The 20,331-nt window shown below is 73.3% G+C and carries 17 protein-coding genes and 1 pseudogene; 14 read left to right on the forward strand and 4 right to left on the reverse strand.

The features are described from left to right. The first annotated feature begins 165 nt into the window (after positions 1 to 165). A complete protein-coding gene (gene metK / locus ACGF3J_RS34250) occupies positions 166 to 1,374 on the forward strand; it encodes a methionine adenosyltransferase (protein WP_161327864.1) in 1,209 nt (402 codons plus the stop codon). Positions 1,375 to 1,551: 177 nt separating this feature from the next. Continuing rightward, positions 1,552 to 3,702, forward strand: a complete 2,151-nt coding sequence (locus ACGF3J_RS34255) for a primosomal protein N' (protein ID WP_393855547.1) — start codon at positions 1,552 to 1,554, stop codon at positions 3,700 to 3,702. Between the two features lie 89 nt (positions 3,703 to 3,791). Here ACGF3J_RS34255 and ACGF3J_RS34260 read toward each other — a convergent pair whose 3' ends face one another. Beyond that, positions 3,792 to 4,343, reverse strand: a complete 552-nt coding sequence (locus ACGF3J_RS34260) for a hypothetical protein (protein ID WP_161332828.1) — start codon at positions 4,341 to 4,343, stop codon at positions 3,792 to 3,794. Between the two features lie 329 nt (positions 4,344 to 4,672). Between ACGF3J_RS34260 and fmt the strand changes: the two genes are divergently transcribed. The 10 genes from fmt (at position 4,673) to ACGF3J_RS34310 (ending at position 15,076) form a co-directional block, all read left to right on the forward strand. Next, on the forward strand, positions 4,673 to 5,605 hold the full coding sequence (fmt, locus tag ACGF3J_RS34265; protein ID WP_161332827.1) for a methionyl-tRNA formyltransferase: 933 nt from the start codon (positions 4,673 to 4,675) through the stop codon (positions 5,603 to 5,605). Between the two features lie 76 nt (positions 5,606 to 5,681). Next, positions 5,682 to 7,109, forward strand: coding sequence for a transcription antitermination factor NusB (locus ACGF3J_RS34270; RefSeq protein WP_161332826.1), 1,428 nt, complete (start codon positions 5,682 to 5,684; stop codon positions 7,107 to 7,109). Positions 7,110 to 7,238: 129 nt separating this feature from the next. Beyond that, the gene (gene rpe / locus ACGF3J_RS34275; RefSeq protein WP_161332825.1) at positions 7,239 to 7,925 is read left to right on the forward strand and encodes a ribulose-phosphate 3-epimerase; all 687 of its coding nucleotides are present in this window, start codon (positions 7,239 to 7,241) and stop codon (positions 7,923 to 7,925) included. Positions 7,926 to 8,002: 77 nt separating this feature from the next. After that, on the forward strand, positions 8,003 to 9,046 hold the full coding sequence (locus tag ACGF3J_RS34280; RefSeq protein WP_161332824.1) for a sugar-binding transcriptional regulator: 1,044 nt from the start codon (positions 8,003 to 8,005) through the stop codon (positions 9,044 to 9,046). Positions 9,047 to 9,093: 47 nt separating this feature from the next. Then, complete coding sequence (locus ACGF3J_RS34285) at positions 9,094 to 9,447, forward strand: barstar family protein (protein ID WP_161332823.1); 354 nt, start codon at positions 9,094 to 9,096, stop codon at positions 9,445 to 9,447. Between the two features lie 108 nt (positions 9,448 to 9,555). Further along, a complete protein-coding gene (locus tag ACGF3J_RS34290; RefSeq protein ID WP_161332822.1) occupies positions 9,556 to 10,998 on the forward strand; it encodes a GuaB1 family IMP dehydrogenase-related protein in 1,443 nt (480 codons plus the stop codon). A gap of 69 nt (positions 10,999 to 11,067) precedes the next feature. Next, on the forward strand, positions 11,068 to 11,463 hold the full coding sequence (locus ACGF3J_RS34295) for a hypothetical protein (RefSeq protein WP_161332821.1): 396 nt from the start codon (positions 11,068 to 11,070) through the stop codon (positions 11,461 to 11,463). A 304-nt stretch (positions 11,464 to 11,767) separates the two neighbouring features. Continuing rightward, positions 11,768 to 13,258, forward strand: coding sequence for an amino acid permease (locus ACGF3J_RS34300; RefSeq protein ID WP_161332820.1), 1,491 nt, complete (start codon positions 11,768 to 11,770; stop codon positions 13,256 to 13,258). A 15-nt stretch (positions 13,259 to 13,273) separates the two neighbouring features. Beyond that, the gene (locus ACGF3J_RS34305) at positions 13,274 to 13,726 is read left to right on the forward strand and encodes an Lrp/AsnC family transcriptional regulator (RefSeq protein ID WP_125490424.1); all 453 of its coding nucleotides are present in this window, start codon (positions 13,274 to 13,276) and stop codon (positions 13,724 to 13,726) included. Positions 13,727 to 13,864: 138 nt separating this feature from the next. Next, complete coding sequence (locus ACGF3J_RS34310) at positions 13,865 to 15,076, forward strand: MFS transporter (RefSeq protein WP_161332819.1); 1,212 nt, start codon at positions 13,865 to 13,867, stop codon at positions 15,074 to 15,076. Here ACGF3J_RS34310 and ACGF3J_RS34315 read toward each other — a convergent pair. Further along, positions 15,045 to 15,604, reverse strand: a pseudogene (locus ACGF3J_RS34315) (Repetin). The gene ACGF3J_RS34310 and the pseudogene ACGF3J_RS34315 overlap by 32 nt on opposite strands. A 367-nt stretch (positions 15,605 to 15,971) precedes the next feature. Between ACGF3J_RS34315 and ACGF3J_RS34320 the strand changes: the two are divergent. After that, positions 15,972 to 16,760 carry a carbon-nitrogen hydrolase family protein gene (locus ACGF3J_RS34320; RefSeq protein ID WP_161330443.1) on the forward strand — a complete coding sequence of 263 codons (789 nt, stop codon included), beginning with the start codon at positions 15,972 to 15,974 and terminating at the stop codon, positions 16,758 to 16,760. Between the two features lie 50 nt (positions 16,761 to 16,810). Then, the gene (locus ACGF3J_RS34325; RefSeq protein ID WP_161330444.1) at positions 16,811 to 18,508 is read left to right on the forward strand and encodes an NAD(P)/FAD-dependent oxidoreductase; all 1,698 of its coding nucleotides are present in this window, start codon (positions 16,811 to 16,813) and stop codon (positions 18,506 to 18,508) included. A 13-nt stretch (positions 18,509 to 18,521) separates the two neighbouring features. On the opposite strand, the gene ACGF3J_RS34330 is transcribed toward ACGF3J_RS34325, so the two are convergent. Further along, positions 18,522 to 19,451: a TIGR03619 family F420-dependent LLM class oxidoreductase gene (locus tag ACGF3J_RS34330; protein ID WP_161330445.1), complete on the reverse strand. Its 930-nt coding sequence runs from the start codon at positions 19,449 to 19,451 to the stop codon at positions 18,522 to 18,524. A gap of 101 nt (positions 19,452 to 19,552) precedes the next feature. Next, positions 19,553 to 20,248, reverse strand: a complete 696-nt coding sequence (locus ACGF3J_RS34335; RefSeq protein WP_161330446.1) for a DUF5995 family protein — start codon at positions 20,246 to 20,248, stop codon at positions 19,553 to 19,555. Positions 20,249 to 20,331: the final 83 nt, after the last annotated feature.

Here is a 20,331-nt window from a genome sequence, read left to right on the forward strand (position 1 = left end):
TGGGCAGAATGCGCGTGCCGCAGGTCACAGCCCTTCCGAGAGCTGAGACGGGTGAGTCCGCGGCCGAGCGTGACCGATAAACTGTTCCTTGGACGTCGCCGGGTGCAGCTCCCCGTGCCGTCCGCCAATGATCAGCCAGCAGCCGCTGCAACCCCAGGGAGCGTTGTGTCCCGTCGCCTGTTCACCTCGGAGTCCGTGACCGAAGGTCACCCCGACAAGATCGCTGACCAGATCAGCGACACCATTCTCGACGCGCTTCTGCGCGAGGACCCGACCTCTCGGGTCGCCGTCGAAACCCTGATCACCACCGGTCTGGTGCACGTGGCCGGAGAGGTCACGACCAAGGCCTACGCGGACATCGCCACCCTCGTCCGCGGCAAGATCCTGGAGATCGGCTACGACTCCTCGAAGAAGGGCTTCGACGGCGCGTCCTGCGGCGTCTCGGTCTCGATCGGCGCCCAGTCCCCGGACATCGCGCAGGGTGTCGACACGGCCTACGAGAACCGGGTCGAGGGCGACGAGGACGAGCTGGACCGGCAGGGCGCCGGTGACCAGGGCCTGATGTTCGGCTACGCGTCCGACGAGACGCCGACCCTGATGCCGCTGCCGGTCTTCCTGGCGCACCGCCTGTCCAAGCGCCTCTCCGACGTCCGCAAGAACGGGACCATTCCGTACCTGCGCCCCGACGGCAAGACGCAGGTCACCATCGAGTACGACGGTGACAAGGCCGTCCGCCTCGACACGGTCGTGGTCTCCTCCCAGCACGCCAGCGACATCGACCTGGAGTCCCTGCTGGCTCCGGACATCAAGGAATTCGTCGTCGAGCCCGAGCTGAAGGCGCTGCTGGACGACGGCATCAAGCTGGACACGGAGAACTACCGGCTCCTGGTCAACCCCACCGGCCGCTTCGAGATCGGCGGCCCGATGGGTGACGCCGGCCTCACCGGCCGCAAGATCATCATCGACACGTACGGCGGCATGGCCCGCCACGGCGGCGGCGCCTTCTCCGGCAAGGACCCGTCCAAGGTCGACCGCTCCGCCGCCTACGCCATGCGCTGGGTCGCCAAGAACGTGGTCGCCGCGGGCCTCGCCGCCCGCTGCGAGGTCCAGGTGGCCTACGCCATCGGCAAGGCCGAGCCGGTCGGCCTCTTCGTGGAGACCTTCGGCACCGCCAAGATCGACGCTGAGAAGATCGAGAAGGCGATCGACGAGGTCTTCGACCTCCGTCCGGCCGCGATCATCCGCGACCTCGACCTGCTCCGCCCGATCTACGCCCAGACCGCGGCCTACGGCCACTTCGGCCGTGAGCTGGCGGACTTCACCTGGGAGCGCACCGACCGTGTGGACGCGCTGCGCAAGGCGGCGGGGCTCTAGGACGCCCGGAGCGCCACGCCAGGAGGCGTGCACGCGTCCTTCGCACGCCACGAGGCCCGGTGTCCCCGACGGGGGGCGTCGGGCCCCGGTGCGTTCCGGGTGCGGCGCCGGACCGGTACCGGGACGGTGTGATCGCGGGCGTCCACGGTTGTCAGTGGCCTTTGCGAGAATGCAGGCGTGAGCAGCGAGAACGGACCGGCCGAGGGCGGCGCGCAGGACGCGCCGCCCGAGCAGCTCGCGCTCATCCGGGAGACCGTGCGCCGGGCGAAGACGCCCCGGGCCAAGCCGCGGACCTGGCGCGGAGCCGCGCTCGCCGGTGAGCTGCCGGTCGCCAGGGTGCTCGTCGACAAGGGCGTGCTCCACCTCGACCGGTACTTCGACTACGCGGTGCCCGAGGAGCTGGACGCCGAGGCGCAGCCCGGTGTGCGGGTGCGGGTGCGCTTCGGGGCCGGGCGGCACCGGGTGCGGGACGGGCGGCGCGAGGGCGGCGGGCTCATCGACGGCTTCCTCGTCGAGCGGCGCGCCGAGTCCGACTACTCGGGGCCCCTCGCGGCGCTGGCCCAGGTCGTCTCGCCCGAGCGGATCCTCGACGAGGAGCTGCTGGGACTCGTGCGCGCCGTCGCCGACCGGTACGCGGGCAGCCTCGCCGACGTGCTCCAGCTCGCCGTACCCCCGCGCAACGCGCGCGCCGAGAAGCGGGCCTCGCCGGACCCGCTGCCCCCGCCGTCGGCGCCGGAGCCGGGGTCCTGGGCGCGGTACGAGCGAGGGGAGGCGTTCGTGGCGGCGCTCGCCTCGGGGAGCGCGCCCCGCGCGGTGTGGAACGCGCTGCCCGGCCCGCAGTGGAGCGAGGAGCTGGCGCGGGCGATGGCGGCCACGCTGGCCTCCGGCCGGGGCGCGCTCGCCGTCCTGCCGGACGGACGGGCGGTCGCCCGCGTCGACGCCGCGCTGACCGGCCTGCTGGGCGAGGGGCGGCACGCGGTGCTCACCGCCGACGCCGGACCCGAGAAGCGGTACGCGCAGTGGCTCGCGGTGCGCCGGGGGGCCGTACGGGCCGTCATCGGGACCCGGGCGGCCATGTTCGCGCCGGTGCGCGACCTCGGGCTGGTCGCCCTCTGGGACGACGGCGACGACAGCCACAGCGAGCCGCACGCCCCGCAGCCGCACGCGCGGGAGGTGCTGCTGCTGCGCGCCGCCCAGGACCGGTGCGCCTTCCTGCTGGGCGGCTGGAGCTGCACCGTGGAGGCCGCCCAGCTCGTGGAGACCGGCTGGGCCCGGCCGCTGGTCGCCGCCCGGGACCAGGTGCGGGCCGCGGCCCCGCTGGTGCGCACCGTGGGCGACGGCGACCTGGCCCGGGACGAGGCCGCCCGCGCCGCGCGGCTGCCGACGCTCGCCTGGCAGGCCGTCAGGGACGGACTGCGGCACGGACCGGTGCTGGTGCAGGTGCCGCGGCGGGGCTACGTGCCGCGGATGGCGTGCGCCGCGTGCCGGACGCCCGCGCGGTGCCGGCACTGCGCGGGGCCGCTGGAGGGGCAGGAGTCCGGGTCCGCGCTGCGGTGCGGCTGGTGCGGGCGCGAGGAGAGCGGCTGGCACTGCCCGGAGTGCGGCGCCTTCCGGTTGCGCGCGCAGGTGGTGGGGGCGCGGCGCACCGCCGAGGAGCTGGGTCGCGCCTTCCCCGCGGTGCCCGTGCGCACCTCCGGACGCGAGCATGTGCTGGACACCGTGGCGCAGGCCCCCGCGCTGGTCGTCAGCACCCCGGGCGCCGAGCCCGTCGCCGAGGGCGGCTACGCGGCGGCGCTGCTGCTCGACGGCTGGGCGATGCTCGGGCGGCCCGACCTGCGCGCGGGTGAGGACGCGCTGCGCCGCTGGCTGGCCGCCGCCGCGCTGGTGCGCCCGCAGAGCGCCGGCGGCACCGTCGTCGCCGTCGCCGAGCCGACCCTGAGGCCCGTGCAGGCACTGGTGCGCTGGGACCCCGTCGGTCACGCGGTGCGGGAGCTGGCCGAGCGGGCCGAGCTGGGCTTTCCGCCGGTGTCCAGGATGGCGGCCGTGGCCGGGCCGCCGGAGGCGGTGGCCGGTTTCCTGGGCGCCGCGGAGCTGCCGCCCGAGGCCGAGGTGCTGGGCCCGGTGCCGCTGCCGGTCACCTCGGCAGGGCGTCCGCGACGAGTGGGTGCCCCGCCGCCCGGGGAGCACTGGGAGCGGGCGCTGATCCGGGTGCCGCCGGGGCGCGGGGCGGCGCTGGCCGGTGCGCTGAAGGCCGCCCAGGCGGCGCGGACGGCACGGGGGAGCGACGCGGCGGTGTGGGTGCGTATCGATCCGCCGGACATCGGCTGAGGGGCGCGGGCCGCCCACGCGGGAGCCGGTGGGTGAAACGGCAGAACCGCCCTCCCGAAGGATCCGGGAGGGCGGTTCTGCCGGTGTCGTCAGCCGTTGCGCGGGCCGGGGAAGGCCGTCGGCCGGACCTCGTCGCGCCAGGCCGGGCTGCTCGACGTCGGCTGGGTCGGCATCGAACGGGCGGCCGGGACCGTGGGCACCGTGGGGAGGCCGGGACCCACGTTGACCGGCCGGGTGGCCGTCGGCTCCGGGGTGTGCTCGGGCGCCTCGGCGGCCGCCACCGGCTGGGCGGCGGCGCGGCGGGAGCCGTAGCGGCGGTGTACCGCCTGCTTGGTGACGCCGAGCGCGGAGCCCACCGCGTCCCACGAGAAGCCGAGCGAGCGGTCGAAGTCCACGGCGGCGGTGACCAGGGTCTCGACGCTGTCCCGCAGTTCCTGGGCGAGCCGGACCGTCGGGGCGGGGGCGCGTCCGTAGACGACGAAGCCCGTGGAGGGGCCGGAGCGGCGCGGGCGGTAGACGTTGCCCAGCTGGGCGGTGAGGGTGCGCAGTGCGTCCACCTGCCGGCGGACCCGCTCGATGTCCCGCACCAGCAAGTGCAGGCTGGCCCGAGCCTGGGCGTCGTGGGTTGCGTGGTCGGCCATGAACAAGCCTCTCGAACCGGCGTTGAAAGGAATCGGGCCGCGCGGGCGGCCCGGTGTGGTCAACTCTTCCTTGACCAACGCGTGGGGGCTCCGCGGGTCACGGGGTGGGGGCGTGGGGGCATATGCGTGCGCCTGTTTCGGTTGGCTGTGCGCCTCGGCCTTCGGCCCTCGGCTTCCATGACCCACCCGCGCACCACCCGTTTCCAGTCCGTTGAGAGGTTGACCTCTGCCGTCGTGGTGGCTCGCCGTCGGCGGCGTTCCGTTTCGTGCGGGCTCGTAGACTGGTGTGCTGCTCGTCAACGCCCCCGCCCGAGAGGCCCGTCCCACCCATGAAGCTCGTCTTCGCCGGTACCCCCGAGGTCGCCGTTCCCGCTCTGGACGCCCTGATCGCCTCCGGGCGTCACGAGGTGGCCGCCGTCGTCACGCGGCCCGACGCTCCGGCCGGGCGCGGGCGCCGGATGGTCGCCTCGCCCGTGGCCGAGCGGGCCGAGGAGGCGGGCATCGAGGTGCTCAAGCCGGCGAAGCCGCGCGACCCCGAGTTCCTGGAGCGGCTGCGCGCGATCGCGCCCGACTGCTGCCCCGTCGTCGCCTACGGGGCCCTGCTGCCCCGGGTCGCCCTCGACGTGCCCGCCCGCGGCTGGGTCAACCTGCACTTCTCCCTGCTGCCCGCCTGGCGCGGGGCCGCACCCGTGCAGCACGCGCTCATGGCGGGCGACGAGATCACCGGCGCCTCCACCTTCCTGATCGAGGAGGGCCTGGACTCCGGCCCCGTCTACGGGACGGTCACCGAGACCGTGCGGCCCACCGACACCAGCGGCGACCTGCTGACCCGGCTCGCGTTCGCCGGCGCCGGGCTGCTCGCGGCCACCATGGACGGCATCGAGGACGGCACCCTGGACGCCGTACCGCAGCCGGCCGACGGTGTGACCCTCGCTCCGAAGATCACCGTCGAGGACGCCCGGATCGACTGGGCCGCCCCGGCGCTGCGCGTGGACCGGGTGGTGCGCGGGTGCACCCCGGCGCCCGGTGCCTGGACCACCTTCCGGGGCGAGCGGCTCAAGCTCGTACAGGCGGTCCCGCTCCCCGACCGGAACGACCTCGCCCCGGGGCAGCTCGCCCCCGGCAAGAACAACGTGTACGTCGGCACCGGCTCGTACGCCGTCGAGCTGCTGTGGGTGCAGGCGCAGGGCAAGAAGCCGATGCGGGCCGCGGACTGGGCGCGGGGGGCGCGGATCACCGAGGGCGAGCTGCTGGGCGACTGACCACCGCCGCATCACCGTTCACCGGCCCGACGTAGGCTGGACAGCGCACTTCACCACACACCCGGAGCACCTTTTCGTGAGCGAGCAGCCTCGTCGTCCCCGCAAGCCCGGCAAGCCGTACCGCAGGCCGCAGAAGGACCCCGTCCGCCTGCTCGCCTTCGAGGCGCTCAGGGCGGTGGACGAGCGGGACGCCTATGCCAACCTGGTGCTGCCCCCGCTGCTGCGCAAGGCGCGGGAGAAGGAGGGCCCCGAGAAGTTCGACGCCCGGGACGCCGCCCTCGCGACCGAGCTGGTGTACGGGACGCTGCGCCGGCAGGGGACGTACGACGCGATCATCGCCGACTGCGTCGACCGGCCGCTGCGGGAGGTCGACCCGCCCGTCCTGGACGTCCTGAGCCTCGGCGTGCACCAGCTCCTGGGCACCCGGATCCCCAGCCACGCCGCCGTGTCCGCCTCCGTGGAGCTGGCGCGGGTCGTGCTCGGCGACGGGCGGGCCAAGTTCGTCAACGCCGTGCTGCGCAAGGTGGCGCGGGACGACCTCGACGGCTGGCTGGAGCGGGTCGCGCCGCCCTACGACGAGGACCCCGAGGACCACCTCGCCGTCGTGCACTCGCACCCCCGCTGGGTCGTCTCCGCGCTGTGGGACTCGCTCGGCGGCGGCCGGGCCGGCATCGAGGACCTGCTGGCCGCCGACAACGAGCGGCCCGAGGTGACCCTCGTCGCCCGCCCCGGCCGGGCCACCACCGACGAGCTGCTCGGCGAGGAGGCCGCCGTGCCGGGCCGCTGGTCGCCGTACGCGGTGCGGCTCAGCGAAGGCGGCGAGCCCGGGGCCGTCGAGGCCGTACGCGAGGGCCGCGCGGGTGTGCAGGACGAGGGCAGTCAGCTCGTCGCCCTCGCCCTCGCGGGCGCGCCCCTGGAGGGCCCCGACCGGCACTGGCTCGACGGGTGCGCCGGTCCCGGCGGCAAGGCCGCGCTGCTCGGTGCCCTGGCCGCCGAACGCGGCGCCTTCCTCCTCGCCTCGGAGAAGCAGCCGCACCGCGCGGGACTGGTGGCCAAGGCGCTGGACGGGAACCCGGGGCCGTACCAGGTGATCGCCGCCGACGGCACCCGTCCGGCGTGGCGGCCCGGCAGCTTCGACCGCGTCCTGGTCGACGTGCCCTGCACCGGCCTGGGCGCTCTCCGCCGCCGCCCCGAGGCGCGCTGGCGGCGCCGGCCCGAGGACCTGGAGGGTTTCGCCCCGCTCCAGCGCGGCCTGCTGCGCAACGCCCTGGACGCCGTACGGATCGGCGGCGTGGTCGCGTACGCGACCTGCTCACCCCACCTCGCCGAGACCCGCGCGGTCGTCTCGGACGTCCTCAAGCAGCACCCCGGCGCCGACCTCCTCGACGCCCGCCCCCTCCTCTCCGGCGTCCCCGCCCTCGGCGAGGGCCCCGACGTACAGCTCTGGCCCCACCTCCACGGCACGGACGCGATGTACCTGGCCCTGATCCGCAGAACCGCATAACGCACCGGGCCCCGAAGGGGCGCGGGGAACTGCGCGACCAGCCACGTCCGACCCGAACCCGACGAACAAACCGCACGCCCCCGGGGACCCGTGCCGCCCACCCCCGGAGGGCATGGCAGGCTTGGGGCCATGGCCGCGCAGATCAACCCCAGCATCCTCTCCGCCGACTTCGCCCGCCTCGCGGACGAGGCCGAGGCGGTCGCCGGAGCCGACTGGCTCCACGTCGACGTCATGGACAACCACTTCGTCCCGAACCTCACACTCGGCGTGCCGGTCGTGGAGTCGCTGGCCAAGGCGACCGAGACCCCCCTGGACTGCCACCTGATGATCGACGCCCCCGACCGCTGGGCGCCGCAGTACGTGGAGGCCGGTGCCGGTTCCGTCACCTTCCACGTCGAGGCGGCCGCCGCGCCGGTGCGGCTCGCCCGGGAGATCCGCGCCAAGGGCGCCCGCGCGTCCATGGCGCTGAAGCCCGCGACGCCGATCGAGCCGTACGAGGACCTGCTCCCCGAACTCGACATGCTGCTGATCATGACGGTTGAACCGGGCTTCGGCGGGCAGGCGTTCCTCGACATCATGCTCCCGAAGATCAGGCGCACCCGTGAGCTGATCAAGAAGCATGGTCTGGAGATGTGGCTCCAGGTCGACGGCGGCGTGTCGGCGTCGACGATCGAGCAGTGCGCCGACGCCGGCGCGGACGTCTTCGTCGCGGGTTCCGCCGTCTACGGGGCCTCCGACCCGGCCGAGGCGGTACGTGCACTGCGCACGCAGGCCGAGTCGGCGACCGCCGGGGCATCCTGGTCCTGCGACCACTGAGGAACAGAACGTGAACGGCTCCCATCAGGGCTGATCAAGTGCGCCGAATCTGCAAGGATGAACGGCGTATCCAGAGTGTGAACAGCAGTGAGGAGATCGCCGTGTCGGGTATGTCGGCGGGCCGTTCAGCCATGCGGATGGGACCCGCTGAGCTGGTCCAGGCGGCGGCCATGGCCCGCCGCTTCTACCTCGAGGGAAAGTCCAAGATCCAGATCGCGGAGGAGTTCGGCGTCAGCCGCTTCAAGGTGGCCAGGGTCCTGGAGACCGCCCTTGAGCGAGACCTTGTACGAATCGAGATCCGGGTGCCGGCCGAGCTGGACGCCGAGCGCTCGGACGCGCTGCGCGCCCGCTACGGGCTCAGGCACGCCGTCGTGGTGGAGTCCCCGGCCGACGCCGAGGAGACACCCGACCCCGAGAACCTGGGCGAGGTGGCCGCCGACCTGCTCGGCGAGCTGGTCACCGAGGGCGACGTGCTGGGCCTGGCCTGGGGCCGGTCCACTATCCACATGGCGGCGGCGCTCGACCGGCTGCCGCCGTGCACGGTGGTGCAGCTCACGGGCGTGTACGACGCCGGGACCGCCGAACGCGGCTCGGTCGAGGCCGTGCGGCGCGCCGCACAGGTGTCCGGCGGCGACGCGCACCCCATCTACGCGCCGATGCTCCTCCCGGACGCGGCCACCGCACAGGCGCTGCGCCACCAGACCGGGATCGCCCGGGCCTTCGAGTACTTCGACAAGGTCACGGTCGCCTGCGTCTCCATCGGCTCCTGGGAGCCCGGCATCTCCACGGTGCACGACATGCTCAGCGACGAGGAGCGCGCGCACTACGCCTCGCTCGGGGTCGCCGCCGAGATGTCCGCGCACCTCTTCGACGCCGAGGGGCGCCGGGTCGGGCGGGACCTGGGGGAGCGGTGCATCACGGTCAAGGCCGACCAGCTCCGCCGTATCCCCGAGGTCGTCGCGATCGCGGGCGGGCAGCGCAAGGCGGCGGCCATCGACGCGGTGCTGCGCTCCGGGCTTGTCACCAGCCTGGTGACGGACACGTCGGCCGCCGACCACCTGATGACGCTGGGCTCGGCACCGAAGTCGACGCTCAACCGGACGGACCCGGACGGGATCTGACGAGAGCTCAGAACGGGACGGACGATCAGAACGGGAGAGGGCACGACATGACCGAGGATCCCGCGGGGCGGCTCGTGGTCACGCTGGACCTCGACGGGGTCACGGACAAGGCGGGCCTGATGGACCGCTGCGCCCGTGACCTGGCCCTGCCCGACTGGTTCGGCCGGAACTGGGACGCGCTCGCCGACTCCCTCTCCGACCCGTCCGTCTGGCCGCCGGAGGCCCAGGAGCGGGGGCTGGTCCTCGTGGTGCGGGGCTGGCGGGCGTACGCCGAGGCGCGGCCGGACGAGTGGACCGTGGCCGAGGAGGTCTTCGCCGAAGCCACCGACCGCGGACCGGGACTCTTCGTCACGCTCGGTCCTGGAGGTTCCTCCAAGGAGGCCCCTGACCAGCCTGGATGATCTGCCCGGGGGTTGCCGACGCCGGGCCGTGGGAGAATGAAGTACGTGCTCTTTCCCCCTGGCTGACCTGTCCGGGGGCCACCTCTGATCGACTGGGATGTGCAGCACGTGCGTTTCCTGAATGACATCCAGCCCTCGTACGACCTGACGTACGACGACGTTTTCATGGTGCCGAGCCGTTCCGCCGTGGGCTCCCGGCAGGGCGTGGACCTCGGCTCCCCGGACGGCACGGGCACCACCATCCCGCTGGTCGTCGCCAACATGACCGCCATCGCCGGACGCCGGATGGCGGAGACGGTCGCCCGGCGCGGCGGCCTCGTGGTCATCCCGCAGGACATCCCGATCGAGGTCGTCACCGAGGTCGTCGCCTGGGTGAAGAGCCGCCACCACGTCCTGGACACCCCGATCGTGCTGGCCCCGCACCAGACCGTGGCCGACGCGCTGGCCCTGCTGCCCAAGCGCGCGCACAACGCGGGCGTCGTCGTCGACGGTGACCACAAGCCGGTCGGCGTGGTCACCGACACCGACCTGACCGGCGTGGACCGCTTCACCCAGCTCGAAGAGGTCATGTCCAAGGACCTGATCCTCATCGACGCGGACATGGACCCGCGCGAGGCCTTCAACACCCTCGACGCCGCCAACCGGCGCTACGCCCCCGCCGTCGACAAGGACGGCCGCCTCGCCGGCATCCTCACCCGCCGGGGCGCCCTGCGCGCCACGCTGTACACCCCGGCGACGGACGCGAACGGCAGGCTCCGTATCGCCGCCGCGGTCGGCATCAACGGCGACGTCGCGGGCAAGGCCAAGCAACTCCTCGACGCGGGCGTGGACACCCTCGTCATCGATACCGCCCACGGGCACCAGGAGTCGATGATCAGCGCCGTCAAGGTGGTCCGCGACCTGGACCCGCGGGTTCCGATCGTCGCGGGCAACATCGTCTCCGCCGAGGGCGTACGCGACCTGATCGAGGCCGGCGCCGACATCGTCAAGGTCGGTGTCGGACCGGGTGCCATGTGCACCACCCGCATGATGACCGGCGTCGGCCGGCCGCAGTTCTCCGCGGTCCTCGAATGCGCCGCCGAGGCGAGGAAGTACGGCAAGCACGTCTGGGCCGACGGCGGCATCCGGCACCCGCGCGACGTGGCCATGGCCCTCGCGGCCGGCGCCTCCAACGTGATGGTCGGCTCCTGGTTCGCGGGCACCTACGAGTCCCCGGGCGACCTCCAGCACGACGCCAACGGCCGTGCCTACAAGGAGTCGTTCGGCATGGCCTCCGCCCGCGCGGTGCGCAACCGCACCTCCGAGGAGTCGGCGTACGACCGGGCCCGCAAGGGGCTGTTCGAGGAGGGCATCTCCACCTCCCGCATGTTCCTCGACCCGGCCCGCCCCGGCGTCGAGGACCTGATCGACTCGATCATCGCGGGCGTCCGCTCGTCCTGCACCTACGCCGGTGCCGGCTCGCTGGAGGAGTTCGCCGAGAAGGCCATCGTCGGCATCCAGAGTGCCGCCGGCTACGCCGAGGGCAAGCCGCTGCACGCCAGCTGGGGCTGAGCACCGGCTCGCGTCCGAAAAGCGTCAGGGCGGCTTGACGTCAAGCCGCCCTGACGTGACGCTGGACGCATGACGACACCGCAGAGCATCGAGCCGCAGCACACCCTGCTGACCGCCGTGGCCCGCCTCGACGAGCTGCGCGTCCGCGAGTCCCTCGCGGGGATGGGCAGCGACGCGGAAGCCCTCGACCGTCCCCAGCTCCTGGAACTGCTCGCGCTGAGCGAGGTGGTGGCCCGCAAGGCCGCCTACGGACGTCAGCTCACCGTGCGGGCCGCCCGCGAGGCCGGCGCCTCCTGGTCGCAGATCGGGGCCGCCCTCGGCACCAGCAAGCAGGCCGCCTGGGAGGCGCACACGCGCTGGATCGACGCCCAGGAGGCCGCCCGCGACCGGCCCGGCGAGATCGGCCTAGACGCGGCGGAGGTGGCCGAGGCGCGGGCCGTCGCGGGCGATCCCGACCTCCACTGACCAGGGACGATCCACCCTCCGCCGGACCCGCCGCGCAACGCCCCACGGCCCTCGCGCAACGAACACGCGCCATGACCGGGTGAACGCAACGATCGTGCTGGGACGCGCAAGGTTGCTGCATTACCCGGGCCGCGCCCCGCTCGTAGTGTTCTGCGCTGTACGTGGCGTGGCGGGGACCCCGCTCGGTGGGTTCCCGTTCGTTCCGCACGATCGCGCCCACCGGTCCCCGCCGCTCCCAGGCCCCGCGCCGAGCCCGTCCGCCCACCGCGACGGCGCCGGCCGGCAGCGACAAAGGAGTCAACGCGTGCTCGACCAAGGCGCACCCCCGCACCACGACGCAACGGCCGCCCCATCGTCCCCGGGCCTGGCCGCGCGCCTCGTGCGCCGCAAGCCCGTCGAACGGCTGGTCGCCGAGGGCGGCCAGGGCGAGGGCGGCAGCCTCCGCCGCTCCCTCGGCCTCTGGCAGCTCACGATGATCAGCATCGGTGCCACCCTCGGCACCGGCATCTTCGTCGTCCTCGGCGAGGCCGTCCCCAAGGCCGGTCCCGCCGTCACGCTCTCCTTCGTCATCGCCGGCCTCACGGCGCTCTTCTCGGCCCTGTCCTACGCCGAACTGGCCGGCACCATCCCGGTCGCCGGATCCTCGTACTCGTACGCCTACGCCACGATGGGCGAGCTGGTCGCCTGGATCTGCGGCTGGTGCCTGGTCCTGGAGTACGGCGTGTCGGTGGCCGCCGTCGCCGTCGGCTGGGGCGAGTACCTGAACGAGCTGCTCGACGGCACCATCGGCGTCACCCTCCCCGCCGTCCTGTCGGCGCCACCCGGCGACGGCGGCATCTTCAACCTGCCCGCGCTGATCGTCGTACTGCTCGCCATGACGTTCCTGCTGGGCGGCGCCCGCGAGTCCGCCCGGGCCAACACGATCATGGTCGTCGTCAAGATCGCGGCCCTGGTGCTGTTCTGCGCGATCGGCGTCCAGGGCTTCCGCTCCGGCAACTACGAGCACTTCATGCCGCTCGGCATGGCCGGCGTCAGCGCGGCCGGCGCGACGCTCTTCTTCTCCTACATCGGCTTCGACGCCGCCTCCACGGCCGGTGAGGAGGCGAAGAACGCCCAGCGCGACCTGCCCCGAGCGATCATGCTCTCCCTGATCATCGTCACGGTGCTGTACGTCCTCGTCGCGGCCGTCGCCGTGGGCGCCAAGCCCTGGCGGAACTTCACCGACTCCGAGGCATCCCTCGCGCAGATCATGACCGACGTCACCGGACAGAGCTTCTGGGGCACCCTGCTGGCCTTCTGCGCGGTCGTCGCCATCGCCAGCGTCGTCCTGACCGTGCTCTACGGCCAGACCCGCGTCCTGTTCGCCATGTCCCGCGACGGACTGGTGCCCAAGGTCTTCTCCAAGGTGCACCCGAAGACCGGCGCGCCCCGCGCCAACACGCTGATCGTCTCCCTGTTCTGCGGCGTGCTGGCCGCCGCCATCCCGCTCGGGCAGCTCGCCGACGCCACCAGCATCGGCACCTTCTTCGCCTTCGCCCTGGTCAACGTGGCCGTCGTGGTGCTGCGCCGGACCCGCCCGGACATGCCCCGCACCTTCCGGGTACCGCTGTCGCCGCTCCTGCCCGCCCTGGGCTTCGGCTTCTGCGTCTGGATGATGGGCAGCCTGTCCACCGTCACCTGGGTGGTCTTCGGTGTCTGGATGGCGGCGGGGCTCGTGTTCTACTTCGTGTACGGCCACCGCCGCTCCCGACTCGCCACGCCGGACACGTCAGAGGTCCGGACGCACCAGAAGTGAAGTGAACCGCCCGCAGTGCTGAACGAACTCGACGAACGCATCGTGCACGCCCTCGCCGAGGACGCCCGCCGCTCCTACGCGGACATCGGGCAGTCGGTCGGCCTGTCCGCGCCCGCCGTCAAACGGCGGGTGGACCGGCTGCGCGCCACCGGGGCCATCACCGGCTTCACCGTACGGGTCGACCCCGCCGCGCTCGGCTGGGAGACCGAGGGGTTCGTCGAGATCCACTGCCGCCGCAACACCTCGCCGGAGACCATCCAGCGAGGCCTGGAGCGGTACCAGGAGGTCGTGGCCGCGTCCACCGTCACCGGAGACGCGGACGCGGTCGCCCAGGTCTTCGCCTCCGACATGCGGCACTTCGAACGGGTCCTGGAGCGGATCGCCGGGGAGCCGTTCGTGGAGCGGACCAAGTCCGTGCTGGTGCTCTCGCCGCTGCTGCGGCGCTTCTCGTCGGGGTCGCCCACGTAATCGGTGGGCAGGAGGCCCGGTGACGTCTAGCATCGGGGGCATGACCTGGCGACATTGATTCACCCGTAGCGCCTCCTCCCGAGGGCCGCCCCGGACGCCGCACCTCCGGTGTCCGATCCGCCCCCTCGGGAAGGCCTCATGACTCTCTCACCCGAGCGTGCCCCCGCCACCGCCGGTACCCGGCGGCTGACGCGCACGCTGTACGCCTCCGCGTTCTGCGACGAGTTCGTCCTGCTCTACCCGGTGTACGCGCTGCTGTTCAGCGACACCGGTCTGTCCGTCTGGCAGATCTCCTCCCTGTTCGCCCTGTGGTCGCTGACCGGCGTCCTGCTGGAGGTGCCGTCCGGCGCCTGGGCCGACGCCGTCTCCCGGCGGCTGCTCCTGGTCCTCGGGCCGCTGCTCACCGCCGCCGGCTTCGCGCTGTGGGTGCTCGTGCCCTCCTACGGCGCCTTCGCAATCGGCTTCGTGCTGTGGGGGGCCGGCGGGGCCCTCGGCTCCGGCGCGCAGGAGGCGCTGGTCTACGACGAGCTGGACCGGGCCGGCGCGGCCGACCGGTACGCCGGGGTCATGGGTCGGGCGCGGGCCATCGGCATCGCGGCGACGATGGCCGCGATGGGCCTGGCCGGTCCGGTGTTCGCCTGGGGCGGCTACGACGCGGTGGGCGCGGCCAGCGTGCTGATCTGCCTCGTCGGCGCCGCCGTGGCGACGCGCTTCCCCGAGCACCGCGAACCGTCCGTCGGCGGCCCGCGGTGGACCGCGACGCTGCGTGCCGGACTTGCCGACGCCCGCACCGACCGCTCGGTGCGCGGCGCGCTGCTGCTGGTCCCGGCCGTGACCGCGGTGTGGGGCGCTCTCGACGAGTACACGCCGCTGCTGGCGCTGGACACCGGTGTCGCGGAGAAGACCGTTCCGTGGCTGCTGCTGGTGATCTGGGCCGGAGCCACCGGCGGCAGCCTGCTGGCCGGGGCCGCCGGCCGCCTGACCACCACCGGATTCGCCGCCTTGCTCACCGGTTCCGCGCTCGCCATGGCGGTGGGCGCCGCCGCGGGCACCCCGGCCGCCCTGGTCCTGGTCGGGCTCGCCTTCGGCGGCTTCCAGCTGGCGACCGTGCTCGCCGACGCGCGGCTCCAGCAGCGGATCGACGACACCGGCCGGGCCACCCTGACCTCGGTCGCGGGCCTCGGCACCGAGCTGGGCACCCTCGCCACCTACGGCGCCTACGCGGTGGCGTCCTCGGCGACCGGGCACGGCACGGCGTTCGCCCTGGCCGCGGTGCCGTACCTGCTGACGGCGCTGGTCCTGGCCACCGTCGCGCGGGCTACAGCCGCGGCCGCCAGGGCACGACCGTGAAGTCGCCGGTGCCCTTCCGCACCTTCTCGAAGGGGGCGGACCCGACGCACTCGGGCGGTTCCCCGCCCTCGACGGGGCTGCCCGTCGCCGCCCAGCTGTAGCCGAGCCGGTCGTGACGGCCGAGGTCGTGGACCGTGATGCCGACCCGCCTGCCCTCGGCGCCCGGCAGGTCGGAGTCGGTGATGACGCCGGAGACCACGGCCACGTCGCCGCCGGTCAGCAGGCAGTCGACGGTGGCCTTCGCCCTGGCGCCCCCGCCGTCCAGGTAGTGGCCGAACTCGAACGTCCCGGTCGCTTCGAGCGGGTTGGCGTCGTGCTCCGCAGCGAGGTGGGCGTCGAAGGTGAAGGTGATGTCGTCGCCCGCCGACCGGTAGAGCTTGGCGCTGCCGGTCAGCGCGGCGGCCTCCCGCGGGGGCGGTCCTGCGGGGTGCCGTCGTGCGGCCCGGACGCGACCGCGGCACCGGTGGTGACGGCGGTGAGCAACAGGGTGACGCAGAGCGCGGCGGTCGTCGTACGGCTTCTTTTCATGGCGGGTCCCCTCGGTGGGCGGATGGCGGCGGACCTGAACGCCCACCACTGTCCCGTCGCCGCACCCCCGCCACATCGCCCCCGGGGCGGGACCGCCCTCCGCCGCGCGGCGGGGAGCATCAGCCCGGGATGCCACCCGAGGAGGAGCGGGCACTCCTGCCGACGCCCCGCCGGGCGGGCCCGGGGACGTGGCGCGGGCTGCCGTCCCACGCCGCCGGGGGCCGCGCACAACGAATCTCCGCGCCGCGACCGACGCACGCAACGAACCGCTCTCGGGTGCGCAACAGGTCCGTCTTGTCCGGCCGAGTCCGCCGAACGTACCGTCTATCTGGCCCCCCGACCCCCCTCCCACCGGTGAGGAACACGCATGCGCACCGCCCTGCTCCAGAGCTCCGGCCGGCCCGGCTCCACCGCCGAGAACCTCAAGGTCCTCGACGAGGCCGCCGCCCGGGCCGCCGCCGCGGGTGCCGGGCTGCTCGTCACCTCGGAGCTGTTCCTGACCGGGTACGCGATCGGCGACGACATCGGCGTCCTCGCCGAGCCCGCCGACGGCGACTCGGCCGACGCCGTCGCGGAGACCGCCGAGCGCCACGGCCTCGCGATCGCGTACGGCTACCCCGAGCGGGAGGGCGAGCGGGTCTTCAACTCCGTCCAGCTGATCTCCGCCGACGGCACCCGCCTGGCCGACTACCGCAAGACCCACCTCTTCGGCTGCTTCGAGCGCGACCACTTCACCCCCGGCGAGCAGCCGGTCGTGCAGGCGCGGCTCGACGGGATCACCGTCGGCCTGATGATCTGCTACGACGTGGAGTTCCCGGAGAACGTCCGGGCCCACGCCCTGGCCGGCACCGACCTGCTGCTCGTGCCGACCGCGCAGATGCACCCGTTCCAGTTCGTCGCCGAGTCGGTCGTGCCGGTGCGGGCCTTCGAGAACCAGATGTACGTGGCGTACGTCAACCGGGCCGGTCAGGAGGGGGAGTTCGAGTTCGTCGGCCTCTCCACCCTCGCCGGTCCCGACGGCACCGCCCGCGCGCGGGCCGGCCGCGCCGAGGAACTGGTCCTCGGCGACGTCGACCCGGCCCTCCTCGCCGCGTCCCGCGAGCACAACCCGTACCTGAAGGACCGCCGCCCCGGTCTCTACGGGTCCCTCGTCTGACCCCCCACCGCCACCCCCTCCGTTCCACCCGTGCAAGGAGTCCGTACCCCATGACGTCCACCGTGCCCAACGCCGTCGAGCACGCAGACGAGCAGCAGCCGCCGATCACCATGTTCGGTCCGGACTTCCCGTACGCGTACGACGACTTCCTCGCCCACCCGGCGGGACTCGGCCAGATACCGGCGACCGAGCACGGCGCCGAGGTCGCGGTCGTCGGCGGCGGACTGTCCGGCATCGTGGCCGCCTACGAGCTGATGAAGATGGGCCTCAAGCCCGTCGTCTACGAGGCCGACAAGATCGGCGGCCGGCTGCGGACCGTGGGCTTCGACGGATGCGACGAGTCCCTGACCGCCGAGATGGGCGCGATGCGCTTCCCGCCGTCCTCCACCGCCCTCCAGCACTACATCGACCTCGTGGGGCTCCGGACCAGCCCCTTCCCCAACCCTCTCGCCGAGGCGACGCCCTCCACCGTCGTGGACCTCAAGGGCGAGTCGCACTACGCCGAGACGCTCGACGACCTCCCGCAGGTCTACCGGGACGTGGCCGACGCCTGGGCGAAGTGCCTCGAGGAGGGTGCCGACTTCTCCGACATGAACCGCGCCCTGCGCGAGCGCGACGTCCCGCGCATCCGCGAGATCTGGTCCCGGCTGGTCGAGAAGTTCGACAACCAGACCTTCTACGGCTTCCTCTGCGACTCCGACGCCTTCAAGTCCTTCCGGCACCGGGAGATCTTCGGCCAGGTCGGCTTCGGCACCGGCGGCTGGGACACCGACTTCCCCAACTCCATCCTGGAGATCCTGCGCGTCGTCTACACCGAGGCCGACGACCACCACCGAGGCATCGTCGGCGGTTCCCAGCAACTGCCCACGCGGCTGTGGGAGCGCGAGCCGGAGAAGATCGTCCACTGGCCGCACGGCACCTCGCTCGCGTCCCTGCACGCGAGCGGCGGGCCGCGCCCGGCCGTGACCCGGCTGAACCGCACCGCCGGCAACCGGATCACGGTGACGGACGCCGACGGCGACATCCGCACGTACCGGGCGGCGATCTTCACCGCCCAGTCCTGGATGCTGCTCTCCAAGATCGCCTGCGACGACTCGCTCTTCCCGATCGACCACTGGACGGCGATCGAGCGGACCCACTACATGGAGTCGTCCAAGCTCTTCGTGCCGGTCGACCGCCCCTTCTGGCTGGACAAGGACGAGGACACCGGACGGGACGTCATGTCGATGACGCTCACCGACCGCATGACCCGCGGCACCTACCTCCTGGACGACGGCCCGGACCGGCCCGCCGTCATCTGCCTCTCCTACACCTGGTGCGACGACAGCCTGAAGTGGCTGCCGCTGTCCGCGAACGAGCGGATGGAGGTCATGCTGAAGTCCCTCGGCGAGATCTACCCGAAGGCCGACATCAGGAAGCACGTCATCGGCAACCCGGTGACGGTCTCCTGGGAGAACGAGCCCTACTTCATGGGCGCGTTCAAGGCCAACCTCCCCGGCCACTACCGCTACCAGCGGCGCCTGTTCACACACTTCATGCAGGAGGAGCTGCCCGAGGACAAGCGCGGCATCTTCCTCGCCGGCGACGACATCTCCTGGACGGCCGGCTGGGCCGAGGGCGCGGTCCAGACGGCGCTGAACGCCGTCTGGGGCGTCATGCACCACTTCGGCGGGGAGACCGACGCGACCAACCCGGGCCCGGGCGACGTGTACGACGAGATCGCGCCGGTCGAGCTCCCCGAGGACTAGGTCCTCACTCCGGCTAGATGCCGCTCGCCCGAGCCTTCTCGTACACCTCGGCCGCGACGTCCTTCAGTTCCTCGGCGTCCCGGGGTGTGCTCTGGAGGTCGAGGAGGATCTCGTCCAGGCCGATCTCGGCGTGTGCGGCGAGGTCTTCGACGATCTGGTCGACGCTGCCGTGGAAGGGGCGGCGACCGGAGGCGTCCTGGGGCGCGGCGCTGTAGCGGGCGTTGGCCCGCAGCACCGTGCGGATCGGCTCCGTGCGGCCGCGCTCGGCGGCCAGCTCGCGCAGGACCCGCCACTGCTCGGCCACCGCCTCGGCGCCGATCGCGGCGGGCAGCCAGCCGTCGGCGTGGTCGACCAGCCGCCGCCGGGCCCTGCCGTTGCCCGCCGCCAGCAGGATCGGGATCGGCCGGGCCGGTTTGGGGCCGACCACCGCGGACGCGATCTTCGTGACCTCGCCGTCGTACACCACCGGGTCCGGCCCCCAGACGGCGCGGCACACCCCGATCAGCTCGTCCAGGGCGGCACCGCGCTCGGCGAACGGCCGCACGGACGCCGCCGCGTACTCGTCGTGGGACCAGCCCGTGCCGAAGCCGGCGACCACGCGGCCACCGCTCGCCGCGTCCAGCGAGCCCAGGGTCCTGGCCAGCTGGAACGGCACGTGCAGCGGAGCGACCAGGACGCTGGAGCCCAGCTCCGCGCGTTCGGTGGCCGCGGCGGCGAGGGCCAGGGTGACCAGCGGTTCCGCAACGTCGCGGTACTCGTCGGGCCAGGGCAGGCCCTCGATGCCGTACAGCCCCTGGGTGGCGGGTTCGGGGAACAGGGCACGCTCGAAGACCCAGAGGCTGTCGTAGCCCGTCCCTTCCGCCGCCCGGGCCACGTCGGGAACGTCCTTGCCGAGGTCGTACTGCCGCATCTGGGGGAGGCCGAGTCCGAGCCGGGTCGTCATACCGGGATGCTCCTTCGCGGTCGGGATGTGATCGTGCCCAAGGATGCAACGTACAACGAGTGTGCGGGAGTTGCGCGGGCGTGCACCGGGACAGGCCGGATTCAGTCCGGCAGCGGGGTGAGCAGCATGCGTCCGGCAAAGCCCACCGCCGCGTCCAGCCGTTCGGTGAACTCCCCGGCGACGTCGGGCAGCCGGCGCAGCGCCCACAGCGCGCGGGCCGCCGCCCAGGTGGCGTCGCGGGCACGGTCCAGGCTCCAGGAGCCGAGCAGATGGGTGAGCGGGTCGGCGATCTGGAGGAGGTCGGGGCCCGGCATCAGCTCGTCGCGGATGCGCTCCTCCAGCGAGACGAGGAGATCGCCCACGCGGTCGAACTCGTCCTCCAGGTCGGCGGGTTCGCAGCCGAGCGTACGGCAGGTGTCCACCACGGCCAGCGCCAGATCGTGACCGATGTGCGCGTTGATGCCCGCCAGGGCGAACTGCAGCGGACGTACGCCGGGATGGCGGCGGAACTGGAACACGGGCCGCCAGCACGCGGGCGGACGGCGGTCCCGATCCGCCGCGTCCACGGCGTCCAGGAACCGCTCCGCGAACCGCACGTCCAGCGCGATCGCCGCCCGGGCGTCCGGGAACCGGCCGCTGTCGATGTGCCGGTCGACCGCCTCCGTGACGGCGAGGTAGACGCGGTTGAAGACCGCCACCCCGTCCCGGCCGGGCAGCGCCGCGTCGAGGGCGCGCATCCGGGTCAGCACCGAGTCCACCGTCCGGACGGCCGTCGGTACTTGCTCGCAGTGGGCCATGGCGGCAGCGTCGCAGCTTTAGGGTGACGGCAGTGCCGGCGGGCCCGGCGCTTCCCCAGAACGGGGGAACGCGCCCGCCGCGC

The sequence above is a fragment of the Streptomyces sp. NPDC048171 genome (genome assembly GCF_043202655.1).
GTDB lineage: Bacteria > Actinomycetota > Actinomycetes > Streptomycetales > Streptomycetaceae > Streptomyces.

What these genes read in the sequence shown, in the direction of transcription:
- ACGF3J_RS34320 (WP_161330443.1), top strand. Translation starts at nt 15,972, where the DNA reads ATGCGCACCGCCCTGCTCCAGAGCTCCGGCCGGCCCGGCTCCACCGCC.
- fmt (WP_161332827.1), top strand. Translation starts at nt 4,673, where the DNA reads ATGAAGCTCGTCTTCGCCGGTACCCCCGAGGTCGCCGTTCCCGCTCTG.
- ACGF3J_RS34330 (WP_161330445.1), bottom strand. Translation starts at nt 19,451, where the DNA reads ATGACGACCCGGCTCGGACTCGGCCTCCCCCAGATGCGGCAGTACGAC.
- ACGF3J_RS34335 (WP_161330446.1), bottom strand. Translation starts at nt 20,248, where the DNA reads ATGGCCCACTGCGAGCAAGTACCGACGGCCGTCCGGACGGTGGACTCG.
- ACGF3J_RS34325 (WP_161330444.1), top strand. Translation starts at nt 16,811, where the DNA reads ATGACGTCCACCGTGCCCAACGCCGTCGAGCACGCAGACGAGCAGCAG.
- ACGF3J_RS34285 (WP_161332823.1), top strand. Translation starts at nt 9,094, where the DNA reads ATGACCGAGGATCCCGCGGGGCGGCTCGTGGTCACGCTGGACCTCGAC.
- ACGF3J_RS34260 (WP_161332828.1), bottom strand. Translation starts at nt 4,343, where the DNA reads ATGGCCGACCACGCAACCCACGACGCCCAGGCTCGGGCCAGCCTGCAC.
- rpe (WP_161332825.1), top strand. Translation starts at nt 7,239, where the DNA reads ATGGCCGCGCAGATCAACCCCAGCATCCTCTCCGCCGACTTCGCCCGC.
- ACGF3J_RS34310 (WP_161332819.1), top strand. Translation starts at nt 13,865, where the DNA reads ATGACTCTCTCACCCGAGCGTGCCCCCGCCACCGCCGGTACCCGGCGG.
- ACGF3J_RS34295 (WP_161332821.1), top strand. Translation starts at nt 11,068, where the DNA reads ATGACGACACCGCAGAGCATCGAGCCGCAGCACACCCTGCTGACCGCC.